The sequence below is a fragment of the Agrococcus carbonis genome (assembly GCF_900104705.1).
In the GTDB taxonomy this organism is placed as follows: Bacteria; Actinomycetota; Actinomycetes; order Actinomycetales; family Microbacteriaceae; genus Agrococcus; species Agrococcus carbonis.
In genome coordinates this window covers 541,904-564,481 of sequence record NZ_LT629734.1, presented here as the reverse complement: position 1 = coordinate 564,481, position 22,578 = coordinate 541,904, and the positions used below count along the sequence as shown (strand labels likewise).

Below are 22,578 nucleotides of genomic sequence, written 5' to 3'. Positions count from 1 at the left end.
CCTGATCCCCTGATCCCACGACGAAGGCGGGACCCGCATGGGTCCCGCCTTCGTGCGCTCCCGGGCTCGCCGGCTCAGGCTGCGGCGCGCGCCTCCGCCGCTTCGTCGGCCGCGCCCTCCGGCTCGGCCGCGCCCTCCTCGTCGGCGGCCGCCGACGCATCCGCGACCGGGATCGGGCCGGTCGTGGCCCGCTCGACACCCTCGGCGAGGTAGCGCTCGGTGCCCGCGAGCGTCAGGAACGCCGGGTAGGTCTCCTCGAGCGCGATCTCGCGGAAGAGCGCGATCGCCTCGCGGAAGCGGTTGCCCTCCGCGCGCTCGAACGAGCGGTCGAGCTCGTCGACGACGCCCAAGCAGCGCTCGCGCGTCACCGTGCGGCCGTCGCTCGTGACCGACTCGTTGTGGATCCACTGCCACACCTGCGAGCGCGAGATCTCGGCGGTCGCCGCGTCCTCCATCAGGGAGTGGATCGCGACGGCGCCGTGGCCGCGCAGCCACGCCTCCATGTAGCGGATGCCGACCTCGATGTTGGAGCGCAGCCCCTCGTCGGTGATCTCGCCCTCCGTGGTGGAGAGGTCGATGAGTGCGTCCCCGTCGACCGGCACGTCCTCGCGGGTGCGCTCGATCTGGTTCGGCCGCTCGCCGAGCACCGCGTCGAACGCCTCGCGGCACGTCGCCACGAGCCCCGGGTGGGCGACCCACGAGCCGTCGAAGCCGTCGCCGGCCTCGCGCGACTTGTCGCTCGCGACCGCTGTGAGCGCCCGCTCGGTCGCCTCCGGGTCCTTCGCGCTCGGCACGAACGCCGCCATCCCGCCGATCGCGTGCGCCCCGCGGCGGTGGCACGCCCGCACGAGCTGCTCGGTGTAGGCGCGCATGAACGGCGCCGTCATCGTCAGCTGCGAGCGGTCCGGCAGCACGAACTCCGGGCCGCGGAGGCGGAACGCCTTGATCATCGAGAACAGGTAGTCCCAGCGGCCGGCGTTGAGCCCCGCCGAGTGCTCGCGCAGCTCGTAGAGGATCTCCTCCATCTCGAACGCGGCGGTGATCGTCTCGATGAGCACCGTGGCGCGGATCGTGCCCTGCGGGATGACGAGCAGCTGCTGCGCCATCCGGAACACGTCGTTCCACAGCCGCGCCTCGAGGTGGCCCTCGAGCTTCGGCAGGTAGAAGTAGGGGCCCGAGCCGCGGGCGAGGAGCTCCTCGGCGTTGTGGAACATGTGCAGCCCGAAGTCGACGAGCGCGCCCGAGACCGGCTTGCCGTCGATGAGGATGCGGTGCTCGTCGAGGTGCCAGCCGCGGGGCCGCACGACGATCGTCGGCGTCTCGGTCGCCGTGACCCGGTACTCCTTGCCCTCGGGGCTCGTGTACTCGATGCGCTCGCGGATCGCATCCTGGAGGTTGACCTGGCTCGCGATGACGTTGCGCCACAGCGGGCTCGAGGCGTCCTCGCAGTCGGCGAGCCACACCTTCGCGCCCGAGTTGAGCGCGTTGATCGTCATCTTCCGCTCGATCGGGCCGGTGATCTCGACCCGCCGGTCCTCGAGGCCGGGCGCCGGCGGGGCGACCCGCCAGCTCGCGTCCTCGCGGATGCGCCGGGTCGCCTCGAGGAAGCGGGGCGAGTCGCCGTCGGCGAAGGCCGCACGGCGCTTGCGGCGCTCCTGCAGCAGCTGCTGGCGCGTGCACTCGAACGCGTCGTGCAGCTCGAGCACGAACCGGAGGGCGTCGTCGGTGAGGACGCGCTCCTGGCCCTCGGCGTGTGCGGTGATGCGGATGCGGTCGTGCATGATCGTCTTCCTCCTTCGGTGCGGTGCGGATCAGCGGCGGATCAGTGGAACTGCTCGGACTCGGTCGAGCCGGCGAGGGCGAGGGTGCCCGAGTTCGGGTTGAGGGCGGTCGCGACCAGGTCGAACCAGCCGGTGCCGACCTCGCGCTGGTGCTTCGTCGCGGTGTAGCCGCTCGCCTCGGCGGCGAACTCGCGCTCCTGCAGGTCGACGTACGCGGTCATGTGCTGCTCGGCGTAGCCCTTGGCGAGGTCGAACATCGAGTGGTTGAGCGCGTGGAAGCCGGCGAGCGTGATGAACTGGAAGCGGAAGCCCATCGCGCCCAGCTCGCGCTGGAACTTCGCGATGTCGGCGTCGTCGAGGTGCTTCTTCCAGTTGAACGACGGCGAGCAGTTGTAGGCGAGCAGCTGGTCGGGGAACTCGCTCTTGATGCCCTCGGCGAAGGCGCGGGCGACCTCGAGGTCGGGCTTGCCGGTCTCCATCCAGAGCAGGTCGGCGTACTCGGCGTAGGCGCGGCCTCGGGCGATGCAGGGCTCGATGCCGTTGCGCACCTCGTAGAAGCCCTCGCTCGTGCGGCCGCCGGTCAGGAACGGCTGGTCGCGCTCGTCGACGTCGCTCGTGAGCAGCGTCGCCGCCTCGGCGTCGGTGCGGGCGATGATGACGCTCGGCACGTTCTCGACGTCGGCCGCGAGGCGCGCGGCGTTGAGCGTGCGCACGTGCTGCTGCGTGGGGATGAGCACCTTGCCGCCGAGGTGGCCGCACTTCTTCTCGCTCGCGAGCTGGTCCTCCCAGTGCACGCCCGCCGCGCCCGCGGTGATCATGCCGCGCATGAGCTCGAAGGCGTTGAGCGGGCCGCCGAAGCCGGCCTCGGCGTCGGCGACGATCGGGGCGATCCAGTCGGCGACGGTCTGCTTGCCCTCGCTCCGCTCGATCTGGTCGGCGCGCATGAGGGCGTTGTTGATGCGGCGCACGACCGCCGGCACCGAGTTGGCCGGGTAGAGCGACTGGTCGGGGTAGGTCTGGCCCGACAGGTTCGCGTCGGCCGCGACCTGCCAGCCCGAGAGGTAGATCGCCTCGAGGCCCGCGCGCACCTGCTGCACGGCCTGGTTGCCCGTGAGCGCGCCGAGGGCGCGCACCGGCGTCTCGTCGGCGTGCAGGCGCTCGAAGAGCCGCTCGGCCCCACGGCGCGCGAGGGTGTGCTCCTCGACGACCGAGCCGCGGAGGCGGACGACATCGGCGGCGGAGTAGTCGCGCTTCACGCCCGTCCAGCGGGCGTCAGCCGCCCACTCGAGCTCCAGCTCGGCTGCCTCGGTCGCCAGCGCACCCTGCAGGTCCTGCTGCGTCGCGTCGTGCTGCTCGGTCATGGTGTCCTCCTCGTTCGTCGCCGTCCTCGGCGGGGGTCGTGTCCACCACTCTGCGTGCAGAAGTGCGCCGAGTCAGGCGGATTCACCGGTGAAGTTCTGCAGTTCTGCCAACCTGCGCAGAACTGCCGTATGGTGCTCCCATGACGACGCGTCCCGCCCCCGCCGCCGGCAGCGCATCCGCCCCGTGGGACCGCCCCGCGCGGTCGGCGCCCGAGCCCGCGCCGGTCGACGCGCTGCAGCTCGGCAAGGCGCTGCGGCACGCGCGCAAGCAGGCGGGCCTCACCCTCGACGCCGTGCACGAGGCGATCGGCCTCGCCCCGTCGCAGCTCTCGGGCTTCGAGAACGGCAAGCGCGAGGCGCGCTTCTCGCAGCTGCAGCAGCTCTCGGCGCTCTACGGCGTGAGCCTCGAGCAGCTCACGGGCACCGCGCCGCCATCGCGCAGGGCCGCGATGGAGCTGCGGCTCGAGCGCGCGATGCAGTCGTCGACGTGGCAGCAGAAGCGCCTGCCGACGATGCGGATCGGGCCGCGCACGCCCGACGACGTGCTCGAGACGATGCTCGCCCTCGTCGACGAGCTCGACCGCGTCGCGGAGGAGCGCGTCGCGACGCCCGAGGAGGCCCGCCGGGCCAACACGCAGCTGCGCGCCGAGATGCGCGCGCGCGACAACCACTTCCCCGAGATCGAGGCCGAGGCGGCGGCGATGCTCGCGAAGGTCGGATACCACGCGGGGCCCCTGTCGCAGCACCTCATCGCCGCCATCACCGAGCGGCTCGGCTTCTCGGTGCACCACGTGGGCGACCTGCCGCACTCGACGCGGTCGGTCATGGACTACAAGCGCAAGCGCATCTACCTCTCGCGCTCGAGCCGCACGGGCCACGACCCCCGCTCGGTGCTGCTGCAGGCGCTCGGCCACCACGTGCTCGGCCATTCGGTGCCGGCCGACTACGGCGCGTTCCTGCGGCAGCGCATCGAGACGAACTACTTCGCAGCGGCCCTCCTCATGCCCGAGCGCACCGCGGTCGAGTTCCTCGATGCGGCCAAGCGCGAGCGGCAGCTCGCGGTCGAGGACCTGCGCGATGCGTTCGCGGTCTCGTACGAGGCCGCGGCGCACCGGCTGACGAACCTCGCGACCGTGCACCTCGGCATCCCGCTGCACTTCCAGAAGGTGCACGAGTCGGGGATCATCTACAAGGCCTACGAGAACGACGGCGTGACCTTCCCCGCCGACCACACCGGCGCGATCGAGGGCCAGCCGGTCTGCAAGCACTGGACGAGCCGCGAGGTCTTCGACGTCGCCGACAAGGTCAACGCCTTCGAGCAGTACACCGAGACCCCGGCGGGCACCTTCTGGTGCACGGCGATGACCGAGCGCAGCGCCACGGGGGAGTTCTCGCTCTCCATCGGCGTGCCGTTCTCGCACGCGCGCTGGTTCCGGGGCCGCGGGACGAAGGAGCGCTCCGTGTCGCGCTGCCCGGATCCCACGTGCTGCCGGATCCCGCCGGCCGGCCTCGCCTCCGAGTGGGCGGGGCAGGCGTGGCCGAGCGCGCGGGCGCACTCCCACCTGCTCGCAGCGCTCCCGCCGGGCGCGTTCCCCGGCGTCGACGAGACCGAGGTCTACAGCTTCCTCGCGTCACGCGAGTGACGCGCGCCCCGATCAGCCGATGAGCTCGAGCGCGTCGTCCTCCTCGCGGTAGCGCTCGCCCGAGGCCGGGCACACCCATCCGTCGCCGTCCCGGGTGAGGGGCACGCCGGCGCGCCCGACCCAGCCGATGCGCCGCGCGGGCACGCCGACGACGAGCGCGTGGTCGGGCACGTCCTTCGTCACGACCGCGCCGGCCGCGACGAGCGCCCACCGGCCGATCGCGACGGGCGCCACGCAGACCGCGCGGGCGCCGATCGAGGCGCCGTCGCCGATCGTCACGCCCACCGCCGTCCAGTCCTCGGCGCCCTTGACGCGCAGACCGGGCGTGGCGGCGCGCGGGAACTCGTCGTTCGTGAGGACGGCGCCCGGGCCGATGAAGACGCCGTCGCCGAGCCGCGCAGGCTCATAGACGAGCGCGTAGTTCTGCAGCTTGCACGCGCTGCCGATCACGACGCCCGGCCCGACGTACGCGCCGCGCCCGATGGTGCAGTCGGCGCCGAGCCGGGCGCCCTCGCGCACCTGCGCGAGGTGCCACACGCGCGTTCGCGCACCCAGCTGCGCGTCGTCGGCGACATCGGCGGATGCTTGGACCACGGGTTGGTCGGACATCGAAACCTCCTTGCTCGATCAGCGCCGACTGACGGCGTTGCTCAGGATCCTGCCAGGTGCAGCGCAGCACGCTCACACGGCTTCCGGACGGCGTTACATTCCCTCCGAAGGCGAGGATGCCCGACCCCAGGGGATGTGCGCAGCACCGTCGTCCTCCGCGGAGCGAATCCGCGGGTGCGGCGCCCGTGACGCCTTCGGGAAGCTGGCGGGACATGATGGAGGGCCGCATCGCCGACGGCGGGTCGGCGCGGGACCGAGCGGTGCCCCCTGCCCCGCTGCGGGTCGCCGTCATCGGTGCCGGGTACTGGGGGCCGAACCTCGCCCGCAACTTCCGCGCGAGCGCGGCGTGGGAGCTCGCCTCGATCTGCGACCTCGATCTCGAGCGCGCGCAGCGGGTCGCCGATCGCGTCGGCGGCGCGCCCGTGGACTCCGACCTCGCGGCGGTGCTCGCGGACCCGACGATCGACGCCGTCGCGATCGCGACCCCGGCGCGCACGCACCACGCGATCGCGCTCGCGGCGCTCGAGGCCGGCAAGCACGTCATGGTGGAGAAGCCGCTCGCCGACACCCGCGCCCGCGGGCTCGAGATGGTGGAGGCCGCGCGGAGCCGGGGCCTCGTGCTCATGGCCGACCACACGTACTGCTACACCCCCGCGGTCCTGAAGATCCGGGAGCTCATCGAGCAGGGCGTGCTCGGCGACATCCTCTTCGTCGACAGCGTGCGCATCAACCTCGGCCTCGTGCAGCCCGACGTCGACGTCTTCTGGGACCTCGCGCCCCACGACCTCTCGATCATGGACTTCGTGCTCCCCGGCGGGCTCGACGTCGTCTCGGTCTCGGCGCACGGCTCCGATCCGCTCGGCACCGGCAAGTCGTGCGTGGGCTACCTCGCGATGCCGCTCGGCTGCGGCGCGATGGCGCACATCCACGTCAACTGGCTCAGCCCGACGAAGATCCGGCAGATGGTGATCGGCGGCACGGAGCGCACGCTCGTGTGGGACGACCTCAACCCGCAGCAGCGGGTGAGCGTCTACGACCGCGGCGTCGACATCGCCTCCGTCTCGCGCGGCACCGCGCCCGACCCGCGCGCCGCGAGGGTCTCGTACCGGCTCGGGGACACGTGGGCGCCGGCGCTCCCGGAGCACGAGGCGCTCGCGGGCGTCGTGACGGAGCTCGCGGCGGCCATCGGGGAGCACCGCGCCCCGCGCACGGACGGAGAGGCCGGCCTCCGCGTCCTCTCGGTGCTCGAAGCGGCCACGGCGAGCCTCGCGGCAGCCGGCGCGCCGCAGCCTGCGCGCGAGCGCGCGCTCGAGGAGGGGGCGGCCCGATGACCCGGCTCGAGGGCGCGACCGCGCTCGTCACCGGCGGCGCCGGCACCGTCGGCTCGACCGTCGTCGACCAGCTGCTCGACGCCGGCGTCGCTCGCATCGACGTGCTCGACAGCCTCGTGCGGGGCCGCCGCGCCAACCTCGACGACGCCCTCGCGACGGGCCGCGTGCGCCTCGTCGAGGGCGACATCCGCGACCCCGGCCTCGTCGACGACCTCACCGCGGGCAAGGACCTCGTGCTGCACCAGGCCGCGATCCGCATCACGCAGTGCGCCGAGGAGCCGCGGCTCGCCCTCGAGGTGCTGGTCGACGGCACCTTCAACGTCGTCGAGTCCGCCGCGCGGCATCGGGTCGGCAAGCTCATCGCCGCTTCGAGCGCGTCGGTGTTCGGCCTCGCCGAGGCCTTCCCGACGCCCGAGCGGCACCACCACCACAACAACGACACGCTCTACGGGGCGGCCAAGTCGTTCAACGAGGGACTCATCCGCAGCTTCCGCGCGATGCAGGGCCTCGACTACGTCATCCTCCGCTACTTCAACGTCTACGGGCCGCGCATGGACGTGCACGGCCTCTACACCGAGGTGCTCGTGCGGTGGATGGAGCGGATCGACGACGGCAAGCCGCCGCTCATCTTCGGCGACGGCACCCAGACGATGGACTTCGTGTGCGTGCCCGATGTGGCGCGCGCCAACGTGCTCGCGGCTGCGAGCGATGTCGCCGACGGCGACTACAACGTCGCGAGCGGCCAGGAGACGAGCCTGCTCGAGCTCGCGCAGGCGCTCCTGCGGGTCATGGGATCCGACCTCGCCGTCGAGCACGGGCCCGAGCGCGCCGTCAACGGCGTGCAGCGGCGGCTCGGCGACACGACCGCCGCGCGGCGCGACCTCGGGTTCGAGGCGTCGATCGGCCTCGAGGAGGGGCTGCGGCGCCTCGTCGAGTGGTGGCGGCCGCTGCGGGACGAGATCGCCGCCGCCCGCCGGGAGGTGGCGGCGTGAGCGATCGGATCAACGTCATGCTGCCGTGGCTCGGGCAGGAGGAGGCCGATGCGCTCGCCGAGGTCATCGCGAGCGGATGGGTCGCGCAGGGCCCGAGGGTCGCGCGGTTCGAGGAGCGCTTCGCGGCAGCGATGCTCGCGCCGTTCGCCGTCGCGACGAGCAGCTGCACGACCGCCCTCCACCTCGCGCTCACCGTCGCGGGCATCGGCGAGGGCGACGACGTCGTCGTGCCGTCGCTGTCGTTCATCGCGACGACGAACGCGGTGCGCTACGTCGGCGCCGAGCCGGTCTTCGCCGACGTCGATGCCGAGACGGGCAACGTCACCGCGCACACGGTCGAGCAGGCGCTCACGCCCGCGACGCGCGCCGTCATCGCGGTCGACCAGGGCGGCGTGCCCGTCGACCTCGACGGAATCCGCGCCGTCACCGACCCGCTCGGCATCGTGGTCGTCGAGGATGCCGCGTGCGGCGCGGGATCGACGTACCGGGGCCGGCCGGTCGGCGCAGGGGCAGAGCTGACCGCCTGGTCGTTCCACCCCCGCAAGCTGCTCACGACGGGGGAGGGCGGCATGCTCACGACCCGGCGCGAGGACTGGGCGGCGCGCGCCCGGCGGCTGCGGGAGCACGCGATGTCGGTCTCGGCCGCCGACCGCCACGCATCCGTCCTCGCGCCTGCCGAGCAGTACACCGAGATCGGCTTCAACTTCCGCATGACCGACCTGCAGGCGGCCGTCGGGCTCGTGCAGCTCGCCCGGCTGCCCGAGATCGTCGCACGGCGCCGTGCGATCGCCGAGCGCTACCAGGCCGAGATCGCCGGCATCCCGGGGCTGCGGGCCGTCGCCGATCCCGAGCACGGGACGAGCAACTTCCAGTCCTTCTGGATCGAGGTGGGCGACGGCTACCCGACCGACCGCGACGGGCTGCTCGTCGCGCTCGCGAGCGCCGACATCTCGGCCCGGCGCGGCATCATGGCCGCCCACCGCCAGCCGCCGTACCGCTCCCGCACGCCGGCGGCGGGGCTGCCCGAGACCGATCGCCTGCACGACCGCACGCTCATCCTGCCCGTCTACCACCAGCTCACCGAGGCCGAGCAGCAGCGCGTGATCGACGTGCTGCGCTCGCCGGGAGGTGCGGGATGAGCGAGGCGGTGCTGCTCATCGGCGCGAGCGGGCTCGCGCGCGAGGTGCTCGCGAGCGGCCTCGAGCGGGCCGCGGGCATCCTCGACGACGACGTGGCGCTCCACGGGACGACGGTCGGGGGCGTGCCCGTCCTCGGCGGCATCGAGGCCGCCCGCGGGCGCTCGGAGCGGCTGCTCGTGTGCATCGGCGCCAGCAGGTCGCGGCGCGACGTCGTCGGCCGCCTCGCCGCGCTCGGCGTCGCTCGTGGACGCTTCGCGACCTACGTCGCCGGCTCCGCGCGGATCGGGACGACGAGCGTCGTCGGAGCCGGCAGCATCCTGCTCGACGGGGTGGTCGTGACCGCGGATGCCAGCATCGGCGACCACGTCGTGGTCATGCCGGGCTGCACCGTCACGCACGACGGCGTGCTCGAGGACTTCGCGACGCTCGCGGCGGGCGTGGCGCTCGGCGGCGGCGTCGCGGTCGGCGAGGCCGCCTACCTCGGCATGCTCTCGTCGGTGCGCCAAGGCGTGCGGATCGGCACCGAGGCGACCATCGGCATGGCCGCGGCGGTGCTGCGCGACGTGCCCGCGGGGGAGACGTGGGTCGGCGTGCCCGCCAGGGCGCTCGAGGTGCGGGCATGACCGCCGCGGTGCCGTTCGTCGATCTCGCCGCCCAGCAGGCCGAGATCGCGAGCGAGGTGCTGCCCGTCTGGCGGCGCCTCCTCGAGACCGGGGGCTTCATCGGCGGCCCCGAGGTCGACGCCTTCGAGCGCGAGCTCGGCGACTACTTCGGCGTCGGCCACGTCGTGGGAGTCTCGAACGGCACCGACGCCCTTGAGCTCGCGATGCGGGCGGTCGGGGTCGGCCCCCGCGACGAGGTCATCATGCCGGCGAACACGTTCATCGCGACGGCAGAGGCTGCTTCGCGCATCGGCGCCGTCCCCGTGCTCGTCGACGTCGACGACGCGTGCCTGCTCATCGACCCCGAGGCGGTCGAGGCCGCGATCACGCCGCGCACGGCGGCGATCGTGCCCGTCGACCTCTTCGGCCAGACGGCGCCGATGGAGCGGATCGCGCCGATCGCCGCGCGCCACGGCATCCCCGTGGTCGAGGATGCGGCGCAGGCGCAGGGCGCAGCGGGCCCGGCAGGCCGCGCGGGGACGCTCGGGCGGGTCGCCGCGACGAGCTTCTACCCGGGCAAGAACCTCGGGGCCGCGGGCGACGCGGGCGCGGTCATGACCGACGACCCCGAGATCGCCCGCACCGTGCGGAGCCTCGGCGGCCACGGCAGCAGCGTCAAGTACGTGCACGACCGCGTCGGCATGAACGCGCGCCTCGACGCGGTGCAGGCGGCGGTGCTGCGGGCGAAGCTGCGCCGGCTCGACCGCTGGAACGCGATGCGGCGCACCGCCGCGGGGCGCTACGCCGCGCTGCTCGGCGACGTCGACGCCGTGCGGCTCCCAGCCGTCCGGACGGGCAACGACGACGTCTGGCACCTCTACGTCGTGCGCGTCGACGACCGCGACCGGGTGCTCGCGGAGCTCACCGAGGCCGGGATCGGCGTCGGCATCCACTACCCGACCCCCGTGCACCTCACCGAGGCCTACGCGTGGCTCGGGTACCGGCGCGGGCAGCTCCCGGTCGCCGAGGCCGCGGCCGACCGCATCCTGTCGCTGCCGATGTTCCCGCACCTCACCGAGCAGCAGCAGGGCCGCGTGGCCCGCGCGCTGCAGGGCGCATCGGTCGGCGCGAGCGCGAGGTCCTGAGATGCCGACCATCGACGCGCCGGCCGGCCGAGCGCCGCGCGACTGGGCCGGCCCGAAGCCGCGCCTGGTCTTCTTCCGCTTCGCCGACCCGACGCTCCCGGACTTCATCGCCGGGCACCTGCGCGATCACGTGCGCTGCCTGGAGCAGTGGTTCGACGTGCACGTCATCGACCGCGACGCCGACTACGACGAGGTCGTCGACCGCCTGCAGCCGGATCTCGCGCTCTTCGAGTCAGGGGTGTACGCGCGAAGGGGTCGGGCGATCGCCAACACGCACCGCCATCCCGGGATCCCGAAGCTCGGCCTGCTGAACGCCGACGGGTACTGCCCGACCCGGTCGGTCTTCCTCGCCGACATGGACGACTGGGGCGTCGAGACGTTCTTCACGATCGCGACGTCAGCCTCCGGCTACACCCCCGATATCGCCGACCGCACCTTCGTCTGGCCCAACTTCGCCGACCGGCGGATCTTCCACCCCTATCCGGGTGGGAAGAGCCGGTCGATCCTGCTGAGCGGCAGCCGCGAGACGAACTACCCCTGGCGCGTGCGCGTCGACGGGGCGCTGCGCGAGCGGTTCCCGGTCACGACGATGCAGCACAGCGGCTGGTTCGACCGCGAGGCTGCCGCCGCGATGCCCGCAGGCGAGGCCTACGCGCGCACGCTGAGCGCCGCGCTCATCGTGCCGACGTGCGGCACGATCGCGGAGGAGCTCGTGCGCAAGCACCTCGAGATCCCCGCGTCGGGCGCGCTGCTGCTGACCGAGCGCACGCCCGTCGTCGAAGCGGCGGGCTTCGTCGACATGGTCAGCTGCGTGTTCGCCGACGCGTCGGATGCCGCCGACAAGGTCGCCTACCTCCTCGAGCACCCCGACGAGCTGGCTGAGATCGCGGCAGCAGGCACGAGGCTCGCCCATGAGCGGCACTCGATCGAGCACCGCGACCAGATCCGCCAGTGGTATGAGCTGCACCGTGGTGCCCCGGGTGCACGCATCGTGCAGCCCGACCTCTTCGGCAGCCTCGCGCACGATCCGCTCAGCGGTGCCCGCCCGGTGAGCGCCGTCGCGCGTCCCGGCGTCGACCGACGGCTCCTGCGCTCGGGCGACGCGCTCCTCGAAGCGGGCCTGCCCGCGAGGGCCGCCGACCGCTTCGCGCAGGTCCTCAACCTGCACTTCGAGCCCGAAGCAGCGCTCGGCCTCGCACGCAGTGCGGTGCGGCTCGGCCGGCCGCCCTTGGCCTCTGCGCTCCTCGAGCACTCCGCGGCGATCGTCGTGCGGACCCACGGGGCATCCCACCCCGATCCCGTCGAGCAGGCATGGCAGAGCCGCGTCGCGCTCTGCGGGGCCGACCTCCGCGCTGCCGTCGAGCACGCGGCAGCGCACCCCGGCGTGCGCCATCCCGAGCTCGATCGCATGCGCGCGGTGATCCGTGCGCTCGGAGGCACGGCACCCGAGCCCGCAGATCGCCCGCGGCACCGCTCGGTGCACTCGGGCTTCGGGGCCGAGCCGTGGGACGAGTGGCAGCGGGCGCTCGTCGATGACCTCGCCGCGTGCGGCCGCGACGAGACCGCCGCCCGGGTCGCGGCGATGCCCGACCCGACGCGTGCGACCGCGCAGTCCGTCGGGGCGCGCGCAGGGCGCACGTCCGCCTCGCGCGGCCGCGGCGCCGCGGCTGCCGCCCGCCACCTGCTCGCGCGCGCCCGCCGCCGCGCGACGCGCGAGGCTGCCGCGCTGCTGGGGCGCGACGCGCCGCCCGACCGCGCGTCGCTCTTCCAGGTGCTCGAGGGGCGTCCCATCGACGCCGTCCTCCTCCTGATGGTCGACGACGGCATCGCACGGCGCATCGAGGCGCTCGGCTCCCGCGATCCCTGGCCGCTCGAGATCGTGCGGCTCGGCCGCGCGGTGAGCGGCCCCGCGCGGGATGGATTCGTGCCATGGGGTCATCGGTCAGGCGTCGAGCGTGCCGTCCTGCGGAGCGTGCCCTCGTGGGGCACGTCGATGGTGGTGACGACGCGCGCGGGCATGGGGCACCTCGAGCTCGCCGACCTCGCGAGCACGCGCATCGTCGTCGTCGTGCCGGGCGGAGCCCCGGAGACGGACGCGGAGCGACGGCTGCGCGCCCGCGACGACTGGAGCCCGGCATCCGAGGCGCTGGCCACGCGGCTTCGCGCTGTCCTGCCCGCGGCGGAGGCAGCCGTCTGGGAGCGACGGCCGGCCCGCGACGATCGCGCCCGAGTCCCGGTGCGCGTCGGCGATCTGGCGGTGGAACGGTGACGCGGGGGAGGGTCCGGCCGGCGCACGAGGGCCGCACGTTCCCCGGCATGCGTAGGCTCGTGCCGGAGGCGCCGAGGCCGGAGGCAGTCGTCGAGGATGCAGGGCTGCCCGACGCGCCCATCGCGGGCACGCTCCAGCCACCGGCGATCGGGGGCCGCGCCGCGTCCGGGATCGTCTGGATGACGCTGCAGAAGTGGGTCATCCGCATCTTCGGGTTCGCCACCATCGTCCTGCTCGCGCGCCTGCTCGCGCCCGAGGACTTCGGTACCGTCGCCGCGGCGGGCGTCGTGCTGCCCTTCTTCTACCTGCTCGCCGACCTCGGCTTCGCGGCCTACATCGTGCAGGTGCAGGAGGCGGACCAGCGGATGCTCAGCACGGCCTTCTGGTTCTCGCTCACCGCGGGTGCCGTGCTGAGCGGGGTGCTCGTCGCGACGGCGCCGCTGTTCGGCCTCGCGTTCTCCGACGATCGCGTCGTGCCGGTGCTGCAGGTGCTCTCGGCGTGGGTGGTGCTCACGGCCGTCGGCTCGGTGCCGTCCGCGATGCTGCGCCGCGCGATGCGCTTCCGCGCGATCGCGGCGCAGGGCGCGATCGGCGCGGTCGTCGCGCAGGTCGTCGCGGTGGCGATGGCCCTCGCGGGGCTGGGCGTCGCCGCGCTCGTCGCGCAGTCGCTCGTCGCGTGCGCCGTCACCACGGCCCTCGCGTGGCACGCGGCGAAGTGGCGACCGACGCTCGCCTTCTCGCGGGAGGAGTTCCGCCGCATGGCCGGCTTCGGCTCGCAGGTGCTGAGCGTCGAGCTCGTGGCGATGCTGCGCGCGTCGGGGGAGGCAGCCGTGATCTCCCGCACGCTCGGCGTCGCGGCGCTCGGCTCGATGACCATCGCGCAGCGGCTCGTCCAGATCGTGCAGGAGCTCACGGGAAGCGCCATCGTGCCGGTGACGAACGTCGCCTTCGCCAAGATCCGCGACTCCTCGGCGCGCCTGCGCAGCGCCTACCTCCGGGCGCTCCGGCTCACCTACGCCGCCCTCTCGCTGCCGATGGTCGTCATCGCCGTCGGCGCACCGCAGCTCGTCCCCCTGCTCTTCGGCGACCAGTGGACCGCGAGCGTCGCGCCCGCGCAGGTGCTCGCGGTCGCGAGCGTCCTCGCCCTCGGAGCATGGCTGGATCACGGCCTGTTCTACGGGCTCGGGCGGCCCGGGACGTGGCTCGTGTACGCCGTCGTGATCGATGCGCTCACGCTCGCGACCACGATCGTCGCCGCGCAGTGGGGCCTCGTCGCGATCGCGTGGGGCTTCCTCGGCGTCGCAGTCCTCGCGACCGTCGTCCGCTGGTTCCTCGTCGCGCGCGCGCTCGAGACGAGCGTGGGCGTCGTCGCGGGCCCCTGCACCTACCTCGTCGCGGTCGTCGCGGTCAGCGGGGCCGCCGGCTGGGGCGCCGGGGTGCTCGCGGCAGGCGCTCCAACCATCCTCGCCCTCCTCGCGATCGGCGCGGCGGTCCTGGTCGGCCACGCGGCCGTGACTGCGGTGGGCGCGCGCGACGTCGTGCGTGACGCCGCCGGCATCCTCCGGCGGGCTGCCGTGCGGCGCGGGCAGGAGCGGAGGGCCGACCGATGACGATGCAGGAGCGGGTGCGAGCGCTCCAGGAGCGGCACGCGGTCGGCGGGCGCGTGCTGCCGCTCGTCGCGAGGCGCTGGCCGGGCGCGCTCCGCGCGACGACGACGCCGGCGTCGGCCCTCGCGCCGGCGGGAGACGTCCTCGTCTCGGTCGTCGTCCCGTGCTACGACTACGCGCGATACCTCCCCGCGGCCGTCGAGTCGGCGCTCCAGCAGGAGGGCGTGCGCGTCGAGGTCATCGTCGTCGACGACCGGTCGACCGACGACAGCGCCGACGTGGCCGCCGCCCTGAGCCGCCGCCATCCCGAGGTCCGGCTCATCCGGAACCCGACGAACGTCGGGCACGTCGTCTCGTTCAACCGGGGCTGGAGCGAGTCGACCGGCGCCTACGTCGTCAAGCTCGACGCCGACGACCTCCTCGCGCCGAACGCGCTCGCGCGCGCCGCGGCGCTGCTCGAGGCGCACCCGTCGGTGGGCCTCGCGTACGGCCATCCCCGACACTTCGCCTCGGCCGATCCGCCGCCCGCCCGCGCCGGGACGATCACGTGGACCCGATGGCGCGGCGACGACTGGCTCGAGGAGCGGTGCAGGCTCGGGGTGAGCGCGATCACGAACCCCGAGATGGTGCTCCGCTCCTCGCTGCTCGCCGAGCTGGGCCCGATGGACCCGGCGATCCCGTACGCGCCGGACTTCGAGCTCTCGCTGCGCATCGCGGCGGTCGCCGACATCGGCTACGTGGGCGGCGCCGATCAGGCGCTGCACCGCGAGCACCCCTCGAGCATGAGCGAGACCCACGGATCGGGGCTGCTCGTCGACCTCGGGGCGCGGCGCGACGCCTTCGACGCCGCGTTGCGCCACGTCGCGGATCCCGCGCTCCGCGCGAGGCTCCAGGAGCTCGCGCGCCGAGCGCTCGCCCACGACGCTCTGCGCTTCGCGTCCGCCGCAGCCGACCGCGGCCGCGCGGCGAGCGTGCACGCGCCCCTCACCGAGTTCGCGCTCGCCGTGCATCCGACGGTCGCGTCGTCGCGCGCTGCGCGGAGGCTGCGCCGCCCGGCGCGCGCGCTCGTGACCGCGGGTGCGCCGCTGCGGCGGCTCGCGCGGCGGCTGCGCCACGAGGCCTACTACGCACGATGGATGGTGTCGGGTGTCTGAGATCGCGGCACGGGGAGCGCGTCCGTCGGGCGCGGGAAGAGCGCGTCCGCGCTCGCCGCTCGAGGTGAAGGTCCGCCGTGCGCTCGCGGTCGGTCCGGCGGGCATCGCTCAGCGGCTCGCGATGCGCGCCTACGAGGCGACGGACGCCGCCGCGATGAGCTTCAACCTCGACTACGACGACATCCTGCTCGACGTGCCCGCCCGGCTCCCCGAGCCGACCGAGCCTCTCGCGCGCGGCCGAGCGGCGCGGATCGGCTGGGTCATGACCCCGCCGGGCGCCGGATCAGGCGGGCACACGACCGTCTTCCGCATGGTCGAGGCCCTCCGGGCGCGGGGGCATCGGCTGACCGCGTTCGTCTACGACAAGTACGGTGTCGACGTCGACGAGCTCGGCGACCGCATCCGCCGCCACTGGCCGGCCGCGGGCGTCGACGTGCGCGACGCCCGCGCCGGCATCGACGACGTCGACGCCGTCGTGGCCACGTCGTTCGAGACGGCGCACGTCATCGTGCGGTACGCGCGCCAGCCGATGCGGCGCCTGTACTTCATCCAGGACTTCGAGCCGTACTTCTACGGGCACGGCGCCTCGTACGAGCTCGCCGCGATGACCTATCGGCTGCCGTTCCGGCGCATCGCCCTGGGTGCGATGCTCGATGGGATGATCCGGGAGGCGACCGGGATCGAGAGCGACGTCGTGCCGTTCGGCTGCGACTCCGCGGCGTACCGGCCGCCGTCGCCGCCGGTGCCGCGGAGCGGGGTCGTCTTCTACTGCCGGCCCGGCGCGCCGCGGCGGGGATACGAGCTCGCCGTCGCCGCGCTCCGCCAGTTCCACCGCATGCACCCCGACCAGGAGATCCACGTCTACGGACTCCGTCCCAGGGGCATCGGCATCCCCGTCACCTTCCACGGGCGGATGAGCGTGCCCGAGCTCAACGACCTCTACGGCCGCACGATCTCGGGGCTCGCGATGTCGTTCACGAACATCACGCTCGTCGCCGAGGAGATGCTCGCAGCCGGCAACATCCCGGTCGTGAACGAGCTCGCGCTCGCGCATCTCGTGCTCCCGAACCCGCACGTGCGGTGGGCGGCGCCGACGGCGGCCGCCCTCGCCGGCGCGCTGAGCGACGCGGTGTCGGTGCCGGACGTCGCCGGCCGAGCCGCGCGGGCGGCGGCGTCGATCGTGGAACGCTCCTGGGAGCCGACCAAGGACGCGGTCGTGCGGCTCATCGAGCAGGAGGTGTACGGCTCATGAGTGCGGCGACCCTCCGCGCGCCCATCGCGCGCACCAATCTCCATCACCTGCTCGAGCAGGCGGCCGAGCGCACCCCGTCGGCTCCCGCGCTCACGTTCGGCGAGACATCGGTCACCTACGGCGACCTGTGGCGCATCGTCCGCGACGCGGCCTGCGGGCTCGCCGCCGCGGGCGTCCGGCGCGGCGACCGGGTCGCCATCTACCTCGAGAAGCGCATCGAGACGGTCGCGGCGATCTTCGCAGCCTCGGTCGTCGGCGGCCTCTTCGTGCCGATCAACCCGGTGCTGAAGCCTGCACAGGTGCGGCACATCCTCCGGGACAGCGGCGCGCGGCTGCTCGTGACGTCGGCCCATCGCCTGCCGGTGCTCGTCGAGGCGGTCGTCGACGCGGGGGTCCGCGACGTCGTGCTCGTGGACGGCTCCGGCCCGGTCGGCGCGCGGTTCGCAGTGCACGCGTGGGGCAGCGGCGCCGGCGCCGAGGCGCCCCGGTCGGGTGCCATCGACCTCGACGCGGCCGCGATCCTCTACACCTCGGGGAGCACGGGCAGCCCGAAGGGCGTCGTGCTCAGCCACCGGAACCTCATCGCCGGAGCCGAGAGCGTGAGCGCCTATCTCGAGCAGACCGCCGACGACGTCATCCTGAGCCTGCTGCCGCTGAGCTTCGACGCGGGGCTCAGCCAGGTCACGACGGCGTTCGCGGTCGGCGCGCACGTGATCCTGCTGAACTACCTGCTCGCGCGCGAGGTGCCGAGGGTGTGCGAGCGCCACGGCGTCACGGCGATCACCGGCGTGCCGCCGCTCTGGGTGCAGCTCGTCGAGGCGACGTGGCCCGAGGCGACCGCGCACCGGCTGCGGTACTGGGCGAACACCGGTGGCCGGATGCCGCGCGCGCTGCTCGACCGGCTGCGCGCGACGTTCCCGGAGGCGAGGCCGTTCCTCATGTACGGACTGACCGAGGCCTTCCGCTCGACGTACCTCGACCCCGCCGAGATCGACCGGCGACCCGAGTCGATCGGGAAGGCGATACCGAATGCCGAGATCCTTGTCCTCCGTCCGGACGGTTCGAGGTGCGCGGCAGGCGAGGAGGGAGAGCTCGTCCACCGAGGTGCGCTCGTCAGCCTCGGCTACTGGAACGACGCCGACCGGACCGCGGAGCGCTTCAGGCCCGTCGACCAGGGGGATGCGGGGTGGCGCGCGCCCGAGCGCGCGGTGTGGTCCGGAGACACCGTCGTCGCGGACGAGGACGGATTCCTCTACTTCGTCGGCCGTCGCGACGACATGATCAAGACCTCCGGCTACCGAGTGAGCCCGACGGAGATCGAGGAGGCAGCGTTCGCGACCGGCCTCGTCCGCGACGCGGTCGCGATCGGCGTCGCCGACGCGAGCCTCGGGCAGCGGATCGTGCTCGTCGCCTCAGCCTCGGGGCAGGGAACGGACGCCGGCGCGGTGCTGCGGGCGATGCGCACGCTGCTCCCGCTCTACATGGTTCCGTCGGAGGTCGTGCTGCGGGATGCGATGCCCCGGTCGCCGAACGGCAAGTACGACCGGGCGCTCATCAGAGCGGAGGCGGCGCGATGAGGGCCGAGGAGCACGTCGCCGCGTTCGGCACGGTCGCCGGCGAGCTGCGGGTCGGGGGCAAGCCGCTGAGCCTGCTCGCCGCGGCGGTCGGGTCCACGCCGTTCTTCGCCTACGACCGCGGTCTGCTCGACCAGCGCGTGGATGCGCTCCGGGCAGCGCTGCCGCCCTCGATCGAGCTGAGCTATGCGATGAAGGCCAATCCCATGCCCGCGCTCGTGCAGCACCTGGCGCTGCGCACCGACCGCATCGACGTCGCGTCGGCGCTCGAGATGCGGACCGCGCTCGACACCGGGCTCGACGCGAGTCGGATCAGCTTCGCCGGGCCGGGGAAGCATCCCGACGCGATCGCCCGGGCCGTCGCGTCGGGAGTGCTGATCGAGGTCGAGTCCCGCACCGAGATCGATCGCGTGCTCGCGGCTTCCGATGCGCTCGGCGTCGCCCCGAGCGTCGCCATCCGCGTGAACCCTCCCTTCGCCGTGCGCGGATCGGGCATGAGGATGGGTGGGGGTCCGCAGCAGTTCGGCATCGACGCCGAGGAGGTGCCGCGGGTGCTGCGCCACTGCGCCGGCGCCGGGATGGACGTCGTCGGGTTCCACGTCTTCGCGGGCTCGCAGAACCTCAGCGCCGAGATCCTCGCCGAGGCGCAGCGCAGCACGGTCGCGCTCGTCCTCGAGCTCGCGTCTGCGCTCGAGCGTCCGGTGCGCTACCTGAACCTCGGGGGCGGCTTCGGCATCCCCTACGTCGAGCGCGACCGGCCGCTCGACCTCGCCGCCGTCGGCGCGGCGCTCCACACGCTCGTGGACGACGTCATCGCGCCGCACCTGCCCGAAGCCGCACCCGTGATCGAGCTCGGCCGCTACATCGTGGGCGAGTGCGGCGTGTACGTCACCCGCGTCCTCGACCGCAAAGTTTCCCGAGGCACCACCTACCTCGTGGTCGACGGCGGCATGCACCACCAGCTCGCGGCATCCGGGAACCTCGGGCAGGCGATCCGGCGCAACTACCCGGTCATCGTCGGCAATCGCGCCGAGCGCGCGGCGAGCGAGACCGCATCCGTGGTCGGGTGCCTGTGCACACCGCTCGACCTGCTCGGCGACGCGCTCGAGCTCCCCCGCGCCGAGATCGGGGATCTCGTCGTGGTCTTCCAAGCGGGCGCCTACGGGCTCACCGCGAGCCCCACGGCCTTCCTCGGGCACGCCGCCCCGATGGAAGCGCTCGTCTGACGGAACGAGGAACCCATGACCGCGACGATCGACGCCATCCGCGACACCCTCATCGAGACGCTCGAGCTCACGGTGCCGCCCGAGGATCTGGGGGCGCACACGCCGCTGCTCGGTGCGCTGCCCGAGCTCGACTCCTTCGGGGTCGTGCAGCTCGTGGCCGCGATCGAGGAGCGGTTCGACATCACGATCGACGACGACGAGTTCGGTCCGGAGCTGTTCGGCACGGTGGGCAGCCTGACCGACTTCGTGGAGCAGAAGCTCGCGGACTGAGCCGGCGATGACGAAGGATGCCGTCAGATCGCGCCGCGGGCGGCGCGCATGATGCCGTCCGCGCTCCGCACCGGGTTCCTCGCGACGCTCGGCGGTGCGGAACCCGTCGCCGGCGTGCCGGACGGCGCGGCGCATGAACGATTCGAGGCCATCTCGCTCTCGCTATGGGGCCGGCCCGCGGTCGACGACGGGCACGAGGGCCGTCGGACCTTCGTCGTCTCGAGGGTCGCGCGGCGTCGCGACGGCGCGCTGGACGGCGGCGAGATCGCCGACGCGATGGCGGTCGATCCTGCGCTCCTCCACGATCTGCTGCCGCCCTTCGGGGCGATCCAGGCGTCCGGCGGCACCCTGCGGTTCTCGGGGGACTGGATGGGCTTCGAGCACGTGTTCGCCCATGACGGTCCCGGGTCCGTCATGCTCTCGACCTCCGCGCTCCTGATCGCCGAGCGCGTCGCCGCCGGGTTCGATCCGGTCGGCGTCGCGGTGCAGTCGCAGCTCGGCTGGCAGCTGGCATCCCGGACGCTCTTCGACGGCGTCCGGAAGCTCCCGCCGAGCGCATCCGCATCGCTCACGGCCGACGGGCTGTCGCTCGCCGCCGATGCCGACGCGGCGAACCCCACCGACGACGCTGCCGTGCCGCACGCGGCGGGCATCCTGCGACGCTCGCTCGAGCGGCTGCTCGACGAGCATCCGGATGCGGTGCTCCAGCTCACCGGCGGCATGGACTCGCGCCTGCTGCTGAGCGCGATCCCGCCCGAACGACGCCGAGGGCTGCACGCCATGACGCTCGACGTCCCGGGTGCCGGCGACGTCGCCGTCGCGCGCGACATCGCGCGGCGCTTCGGCATCGAGCACGAGGTCCACGGATTCGCCGGGCTCGACGATCTCTCGCCCGAGGACGCGTGGGCGTCGTGCCGGGCGGAGGCGACCCGGCTCGACTGCATGACGGATCCCGTCGCACTGGCAGCGCAGCGGAACGCCGAGCGGGCGTTCGCGCAGGGTGTGCGCATCTCCGGGCTGGGCGGGGAGGTCGCCCGGGGGTTCTACTACGTCGGGGACGTCGACGACCGCACGTACGAGCGGAAGGACGCCGCGCGGCTCGCTGACTGGAAGCTGTTCGTCAACGAAGCGGTCGAGCCGGGGCTGCTGACCGCTGAGTTCGCCGATTGGGCCCGGGAGCGCGCCGTGGACGAAGTGCACGACGCGCTCCGTCGCGGCGGCGACGAGTGGTTCCGGGCGACGGACGCGCTGTACCTGCGCCACCGCATGCAACGGTGGGCAGGGGCGACCGACATCGCCGTCAGCGACCAGCGCGTCGTCGTCAACCCGATGCTCGACCGCGACTTCCTCGCCATCGTGTCGGGACTGCCCCCGCGGGAGAAGGCGAACGCGCGGTTCCTCGCGCGGCTGCAGATGGCGCTCGACCCCGAGCTCGGCCGACTTCCGCTCGAGGGGCGACCCGCGCCCGCGTCCTACGCCGAGCCCTCCGCGTGGGAAGGCGTCGCGGGCACCTATCGCACCGCGAGGAGGCTCGCGAGGAAGGCAGCGCAGCGGCTGCGGCACCGCGGTCGAGCGCCGGCTGGGGGCGAGGAGCTCGCCGCGAAGGTCGTCGCCCACTGGCGAGCGCACCCCGCAATCCTCGACGGCGTCGTCCGCGAGCCGTTCGTGTCCGAGCGCTGGGTCGCCGCAGTGCTCGACGGCGCGCACGAGCCTCGGCCGAGCTCGGTCGCGCTGCTGACCAACCTCGCGGTCGCTGCCGAGGGGCGCTGAATGGAGGTCGCGCTCGCCCCCATCGCCGACGCCGACATCGAGGCGGTCTCGCGATTCATGCACGACCACCACAATCGTCGGGTGGCGCCCGAGCAATGGGCTCGCGCACTGCGCATGCGCTGGAGCGACGCGGCGCCGCATCACGGGTTCCTGCTGCGGGCCGAAGGGGACATCGTCGGCGCGTACCTGGCCTACTTCTCGGAGCGGGAGGTCGACGGCCACGCCGAGCGCTTCTGCAACCTCGGTGCCTGGTGCGTGCGGGAGGAGCATCGCGCCGAGGGGCTGCGGCTCGCGATGGCGCTCGTGCGGATGCGCGGCTACCACTTCACGGATCTGTCGCCGAGCGGGAGCGTGGTGGCGCTCGACCGCGCGATGGGGTTCACGGAGCTCGACACGTCGGCATCGGCGATGCCGAACCTGCCGTGGAGGACGCTCGGCGTGCGCGTCACGGGAGATCCGGATCGGATCGACGCCGCGCTGTCGGGCGCCGAGCGGCGCGTGTGGGCGGATCACCGCGCCGCCGCCGCCGCGCGGCACCTCATCGTGCTCTCGGGCGAGGAGCAGTGCTACATCATCTTCCGGCGCGACCGGCGCAAGCGCGTGCGTGCATTCGCCTCGATCCTGCACGTCTCGAACCCGGACCTGTTCCGGCGGGCGGTCCGCGACGTCGGTGCGCACCTGCTGCTGCACCACGGGATCGCGGTGACGCTCCTCGAGCGGAGGGTCGTCGGGGACCCACCGCCGGGCACCGTGGCGCTCCCGCGCACCCGACCGAAGATGTTCAAGAGCAGCGCGCTCGCATCCACGAGCATCGACTACCTCTACAGCGAGCTCGTCGCGCTCGAGTGGTGAG

18 protein-coding genes are annotated in these 22,578 nt (G+C 73.5%); 15 read left to right on the top strand and 3 right to left on the bottom strand.

Annotated elements, in window-relative coordinates; translation table 11 throughout:
* Positions 1–74 precede the first annotated feature (74 nt).
* Together aceB and aceA are read right to left on the bottom strand one after the other, a co-directional pair.
* Positions 75–1,781, bottom strand: a complete 1,707-nt coding sequence (gene aceB / locus BLT67_RS02720; protein ID WP_092665614.1) for a malate synthase A — start codon at positions 1,779–1,781, stop codon at positions 75–77.
* A 41-nt stretch (positions 1,782–1,822) separates the two neighbouring features.
* On the bottom strand, positions 1,823–3,142 hold the full coding sequence (gene aceA, locus BLT67_RS02715; protein WP_092665613.1) for an isocitrate lyase: 1,320 nt from the start codon (positions 3,140–3,142) through the stop codon (positions 1,823–1,825).
* Positions 3,143–3,282: 140 nt separating this feature from the next.
* Between aceA and BLT67_RS02710 the strand changes: the two genes are divergently transcribed.
* Positions 3,283–4,785, top strand: a complete 1,503-nt coding sequence (locus tag BLT67_RS02710) for a helix-turn-helix domain-containing protein (protein ID WP_092665612.1) — start codon at positions 3,283–3,285, stop codon at positions 4,783–4,785.
* Between the two features lie 12 nt (positions 4,786–4,797).
* Here the strand turns inward: BLT67_RS02710 and BLT67_RS02705 are convergent, their stop codons facing one another.
* On the bottom strand, positions 4,798–5,394 hold the full coding sequence (locus tag BLT67_RS02705; protein ID WP_092665611.1) for an acyltransferase: 597 nt from the start codon (positions 5,392–5,394) through the stop codon (positions 4,798–4,800).
* A gap of 215 nt (positions 5,395–5,609) precedes the next feature.
* On the opposite strand from BLT67_RS02705, the gene BLT67_RS02700 reads away from it, so the two are divergent.
* The 14 genes from BLT67_RS02700 (at position 5,610) to BLT67_RS02635 (ending at position 22,577) form a co-directional block, all read left to right on the top strand.
* Positions 5,610–6,725, top strand: a complete 1,116-nt coding sequence (locus tag BLT67_RS02700) for a Gfo/Idh/MocA family protein (protein ID WP_092665610.1) — start codon at positions 5,610–5,612, stop codon at positions 6,723–6,725.
* Positions 6,722–7,717: an NAD-dependent epimerase/dehydratase family protein gene (locus BLT67_RS02695; RefSeq protein ID WP_092665609.1), complete on the top strand. Its 996-nt coding sequence runs from the start codon at positions 6,722–6,724 to the stop codon at positions 7,715–7,717. The genes BLT67_RS02700 and BLT67_RS02695 overlap by 4 nt, the downstream gene beginning before the upstream one ends.
* A 17-nt stretch (positions 7,718–7,734) precedes the next feature.
* On the top strand, positions 7,735–8,856 hold the full coding sequence (locus tag BLT67_RS02690) for a DegT/DnrJ/EryC1/StrS family aminotransferase (protein WP_092667480.1): 1,122 nt from the start codon (positions 7,735–7,737) through the stop codon (positions 8,854–8,856).
* Positions 8,853–9,479 carry a NeuD/PglB/VioB family sugar acetyltransferase gene (locus BLT67_RS02685; RefSeq protein ID WP_092665608.1) on the top strand — a complete coding sequence of 209 codons (627 nt, stop codon included), beginning with the start codon at positions 8,853–8,855 and terminating at the stop codon, positions 9,477–9,479. The genes BLT67_RS02690 and BLT67_RS02685 overlap by 4 nt, the downstream gene beginning before the upstream one ends.
* Positions 9,476–10,603 (top strand): DegT/DnrJ/EryC1/StrS family aminotransferase, encoded by a 1,128-nt coding sequence (locus tag BLT67_RS02680; RefSeq protein ID WP_092665607.1) that lies wholly within the window; start codon positions 9,476–9,478, stop codon positions 10,601–10,603. Before BLT67_RS02685 ends, BLT67_RS02680 begins: the two co-directional genes overlap by 4 nt.
* 1 nt (position 10,604) lies before the next feature.
* A complete protein-coding gene (locus tag BLT67_RS02675) occupies positions 10,605–12,872 on the top strand; it encodes a glycosyltransferase family protein (protein ID WP_092665606.1) in 2,268 nt (755 codons plus the stop codon).
* 47 nt (positions 12,873–12,919) lie between these two features.
* A complete protein-coding gene (locus BLT67_RS02670; RefSeq protein WP_092665605.1) occupies positions 12,920–14,482 on the top strand; it encodes a lipopolysaccharide biosynthesis protein in 1,563 nt (520 codons plus the stop codon).
* Positions 14,479–15,633, top strand: a complete 1,155-nt coding sequence (locus tag BLT67_RS02665; RefSeq protein ID WP_092665604.1) for a glycosyltransferase family 2 protein — start codon at positions 14,479–14,481, stop codon at positions 15,631–15,633. The genes BLT67_RS02670 and BLT67_RS02665 overlap by 4 nt, the downstream gene beginning before the upstream one ends.
* 64 nt (positions 15,634–15,697) lie before the next feature.
* Positions 15,698–16,885, top strand: a complete 1,188-nt coding sequence (locus BLT67_RS02660; RefSeq protein ID WP_092665603.1) for a rhamnosyltransferase WsaF family glycosyltransferase — start codon at positions 15,698–15,700, stop codon at positions 16,883–16,885.
* Entirely contained in the window at positions 16,882–18,462 is a 1,581-nt protein-coding gene (locus tag BLT67_RS02655) for an acyl-CoA ligase (AMP-forming), exosortase A system-associated (protein ID WP_092665602.1), read from the top strand. The genes BLT67_RS02660 and BLT67_RS02655 overlap by 4 nt, the downstream gene beginning before the upstream one ends.
* Positions 18,459–19,685, top strand: coding sequence for a pyridoxal-dependent decarboxylase, exosortase A system-associated (locus BLT67_RS02650; protein WP_092665601.1), 1,227 nt, complete (start codon positions 18,459–18,461; stop codon positions 19,683–19,685). Before BLT67_RS02655 ends, BLT67_RS02650 begins: the two co-directional genes overlap by 4 nt.
* 15 nt (positions 19,686–19,700) lie before the next feature.
* Positions 19,701–19,955: an acyl carrier protein gene (locus tag BLT67_RS02645; RefSeq protein ID WP_092665600.1), complete on the top strand. Its 255-nt coding sequence runs from the start codon at positions 19,701–19,703 to the stop codon at positions 19,953–19,955.
* Between the two features lie 48 nt (positions 19,956–20,003).
* The gene (locus tag BLT67_RS02640) at positions 20,004–21,725 is read left to right on the top strand and encodes an asparagine synthase-related protein (protein WP_092665599.1); all 1,722 of its coding nucleotides are present in this window, start codon (positions 20,004–20,006) and stop codon (positions 21,723–21,725) included.
* Positions 21,726–22,577: a hypothetical protein gene (locus BLT67_RS02635; RefSeq protein WP_172801962.1), complete on the top strand. Its 852-nt coding sequence runs from the start codon at positions 21,726–21,728 to the stop codon at positions 22,575–22,577.
* Position 22,578: the final 1 nt, after the last annotated feature.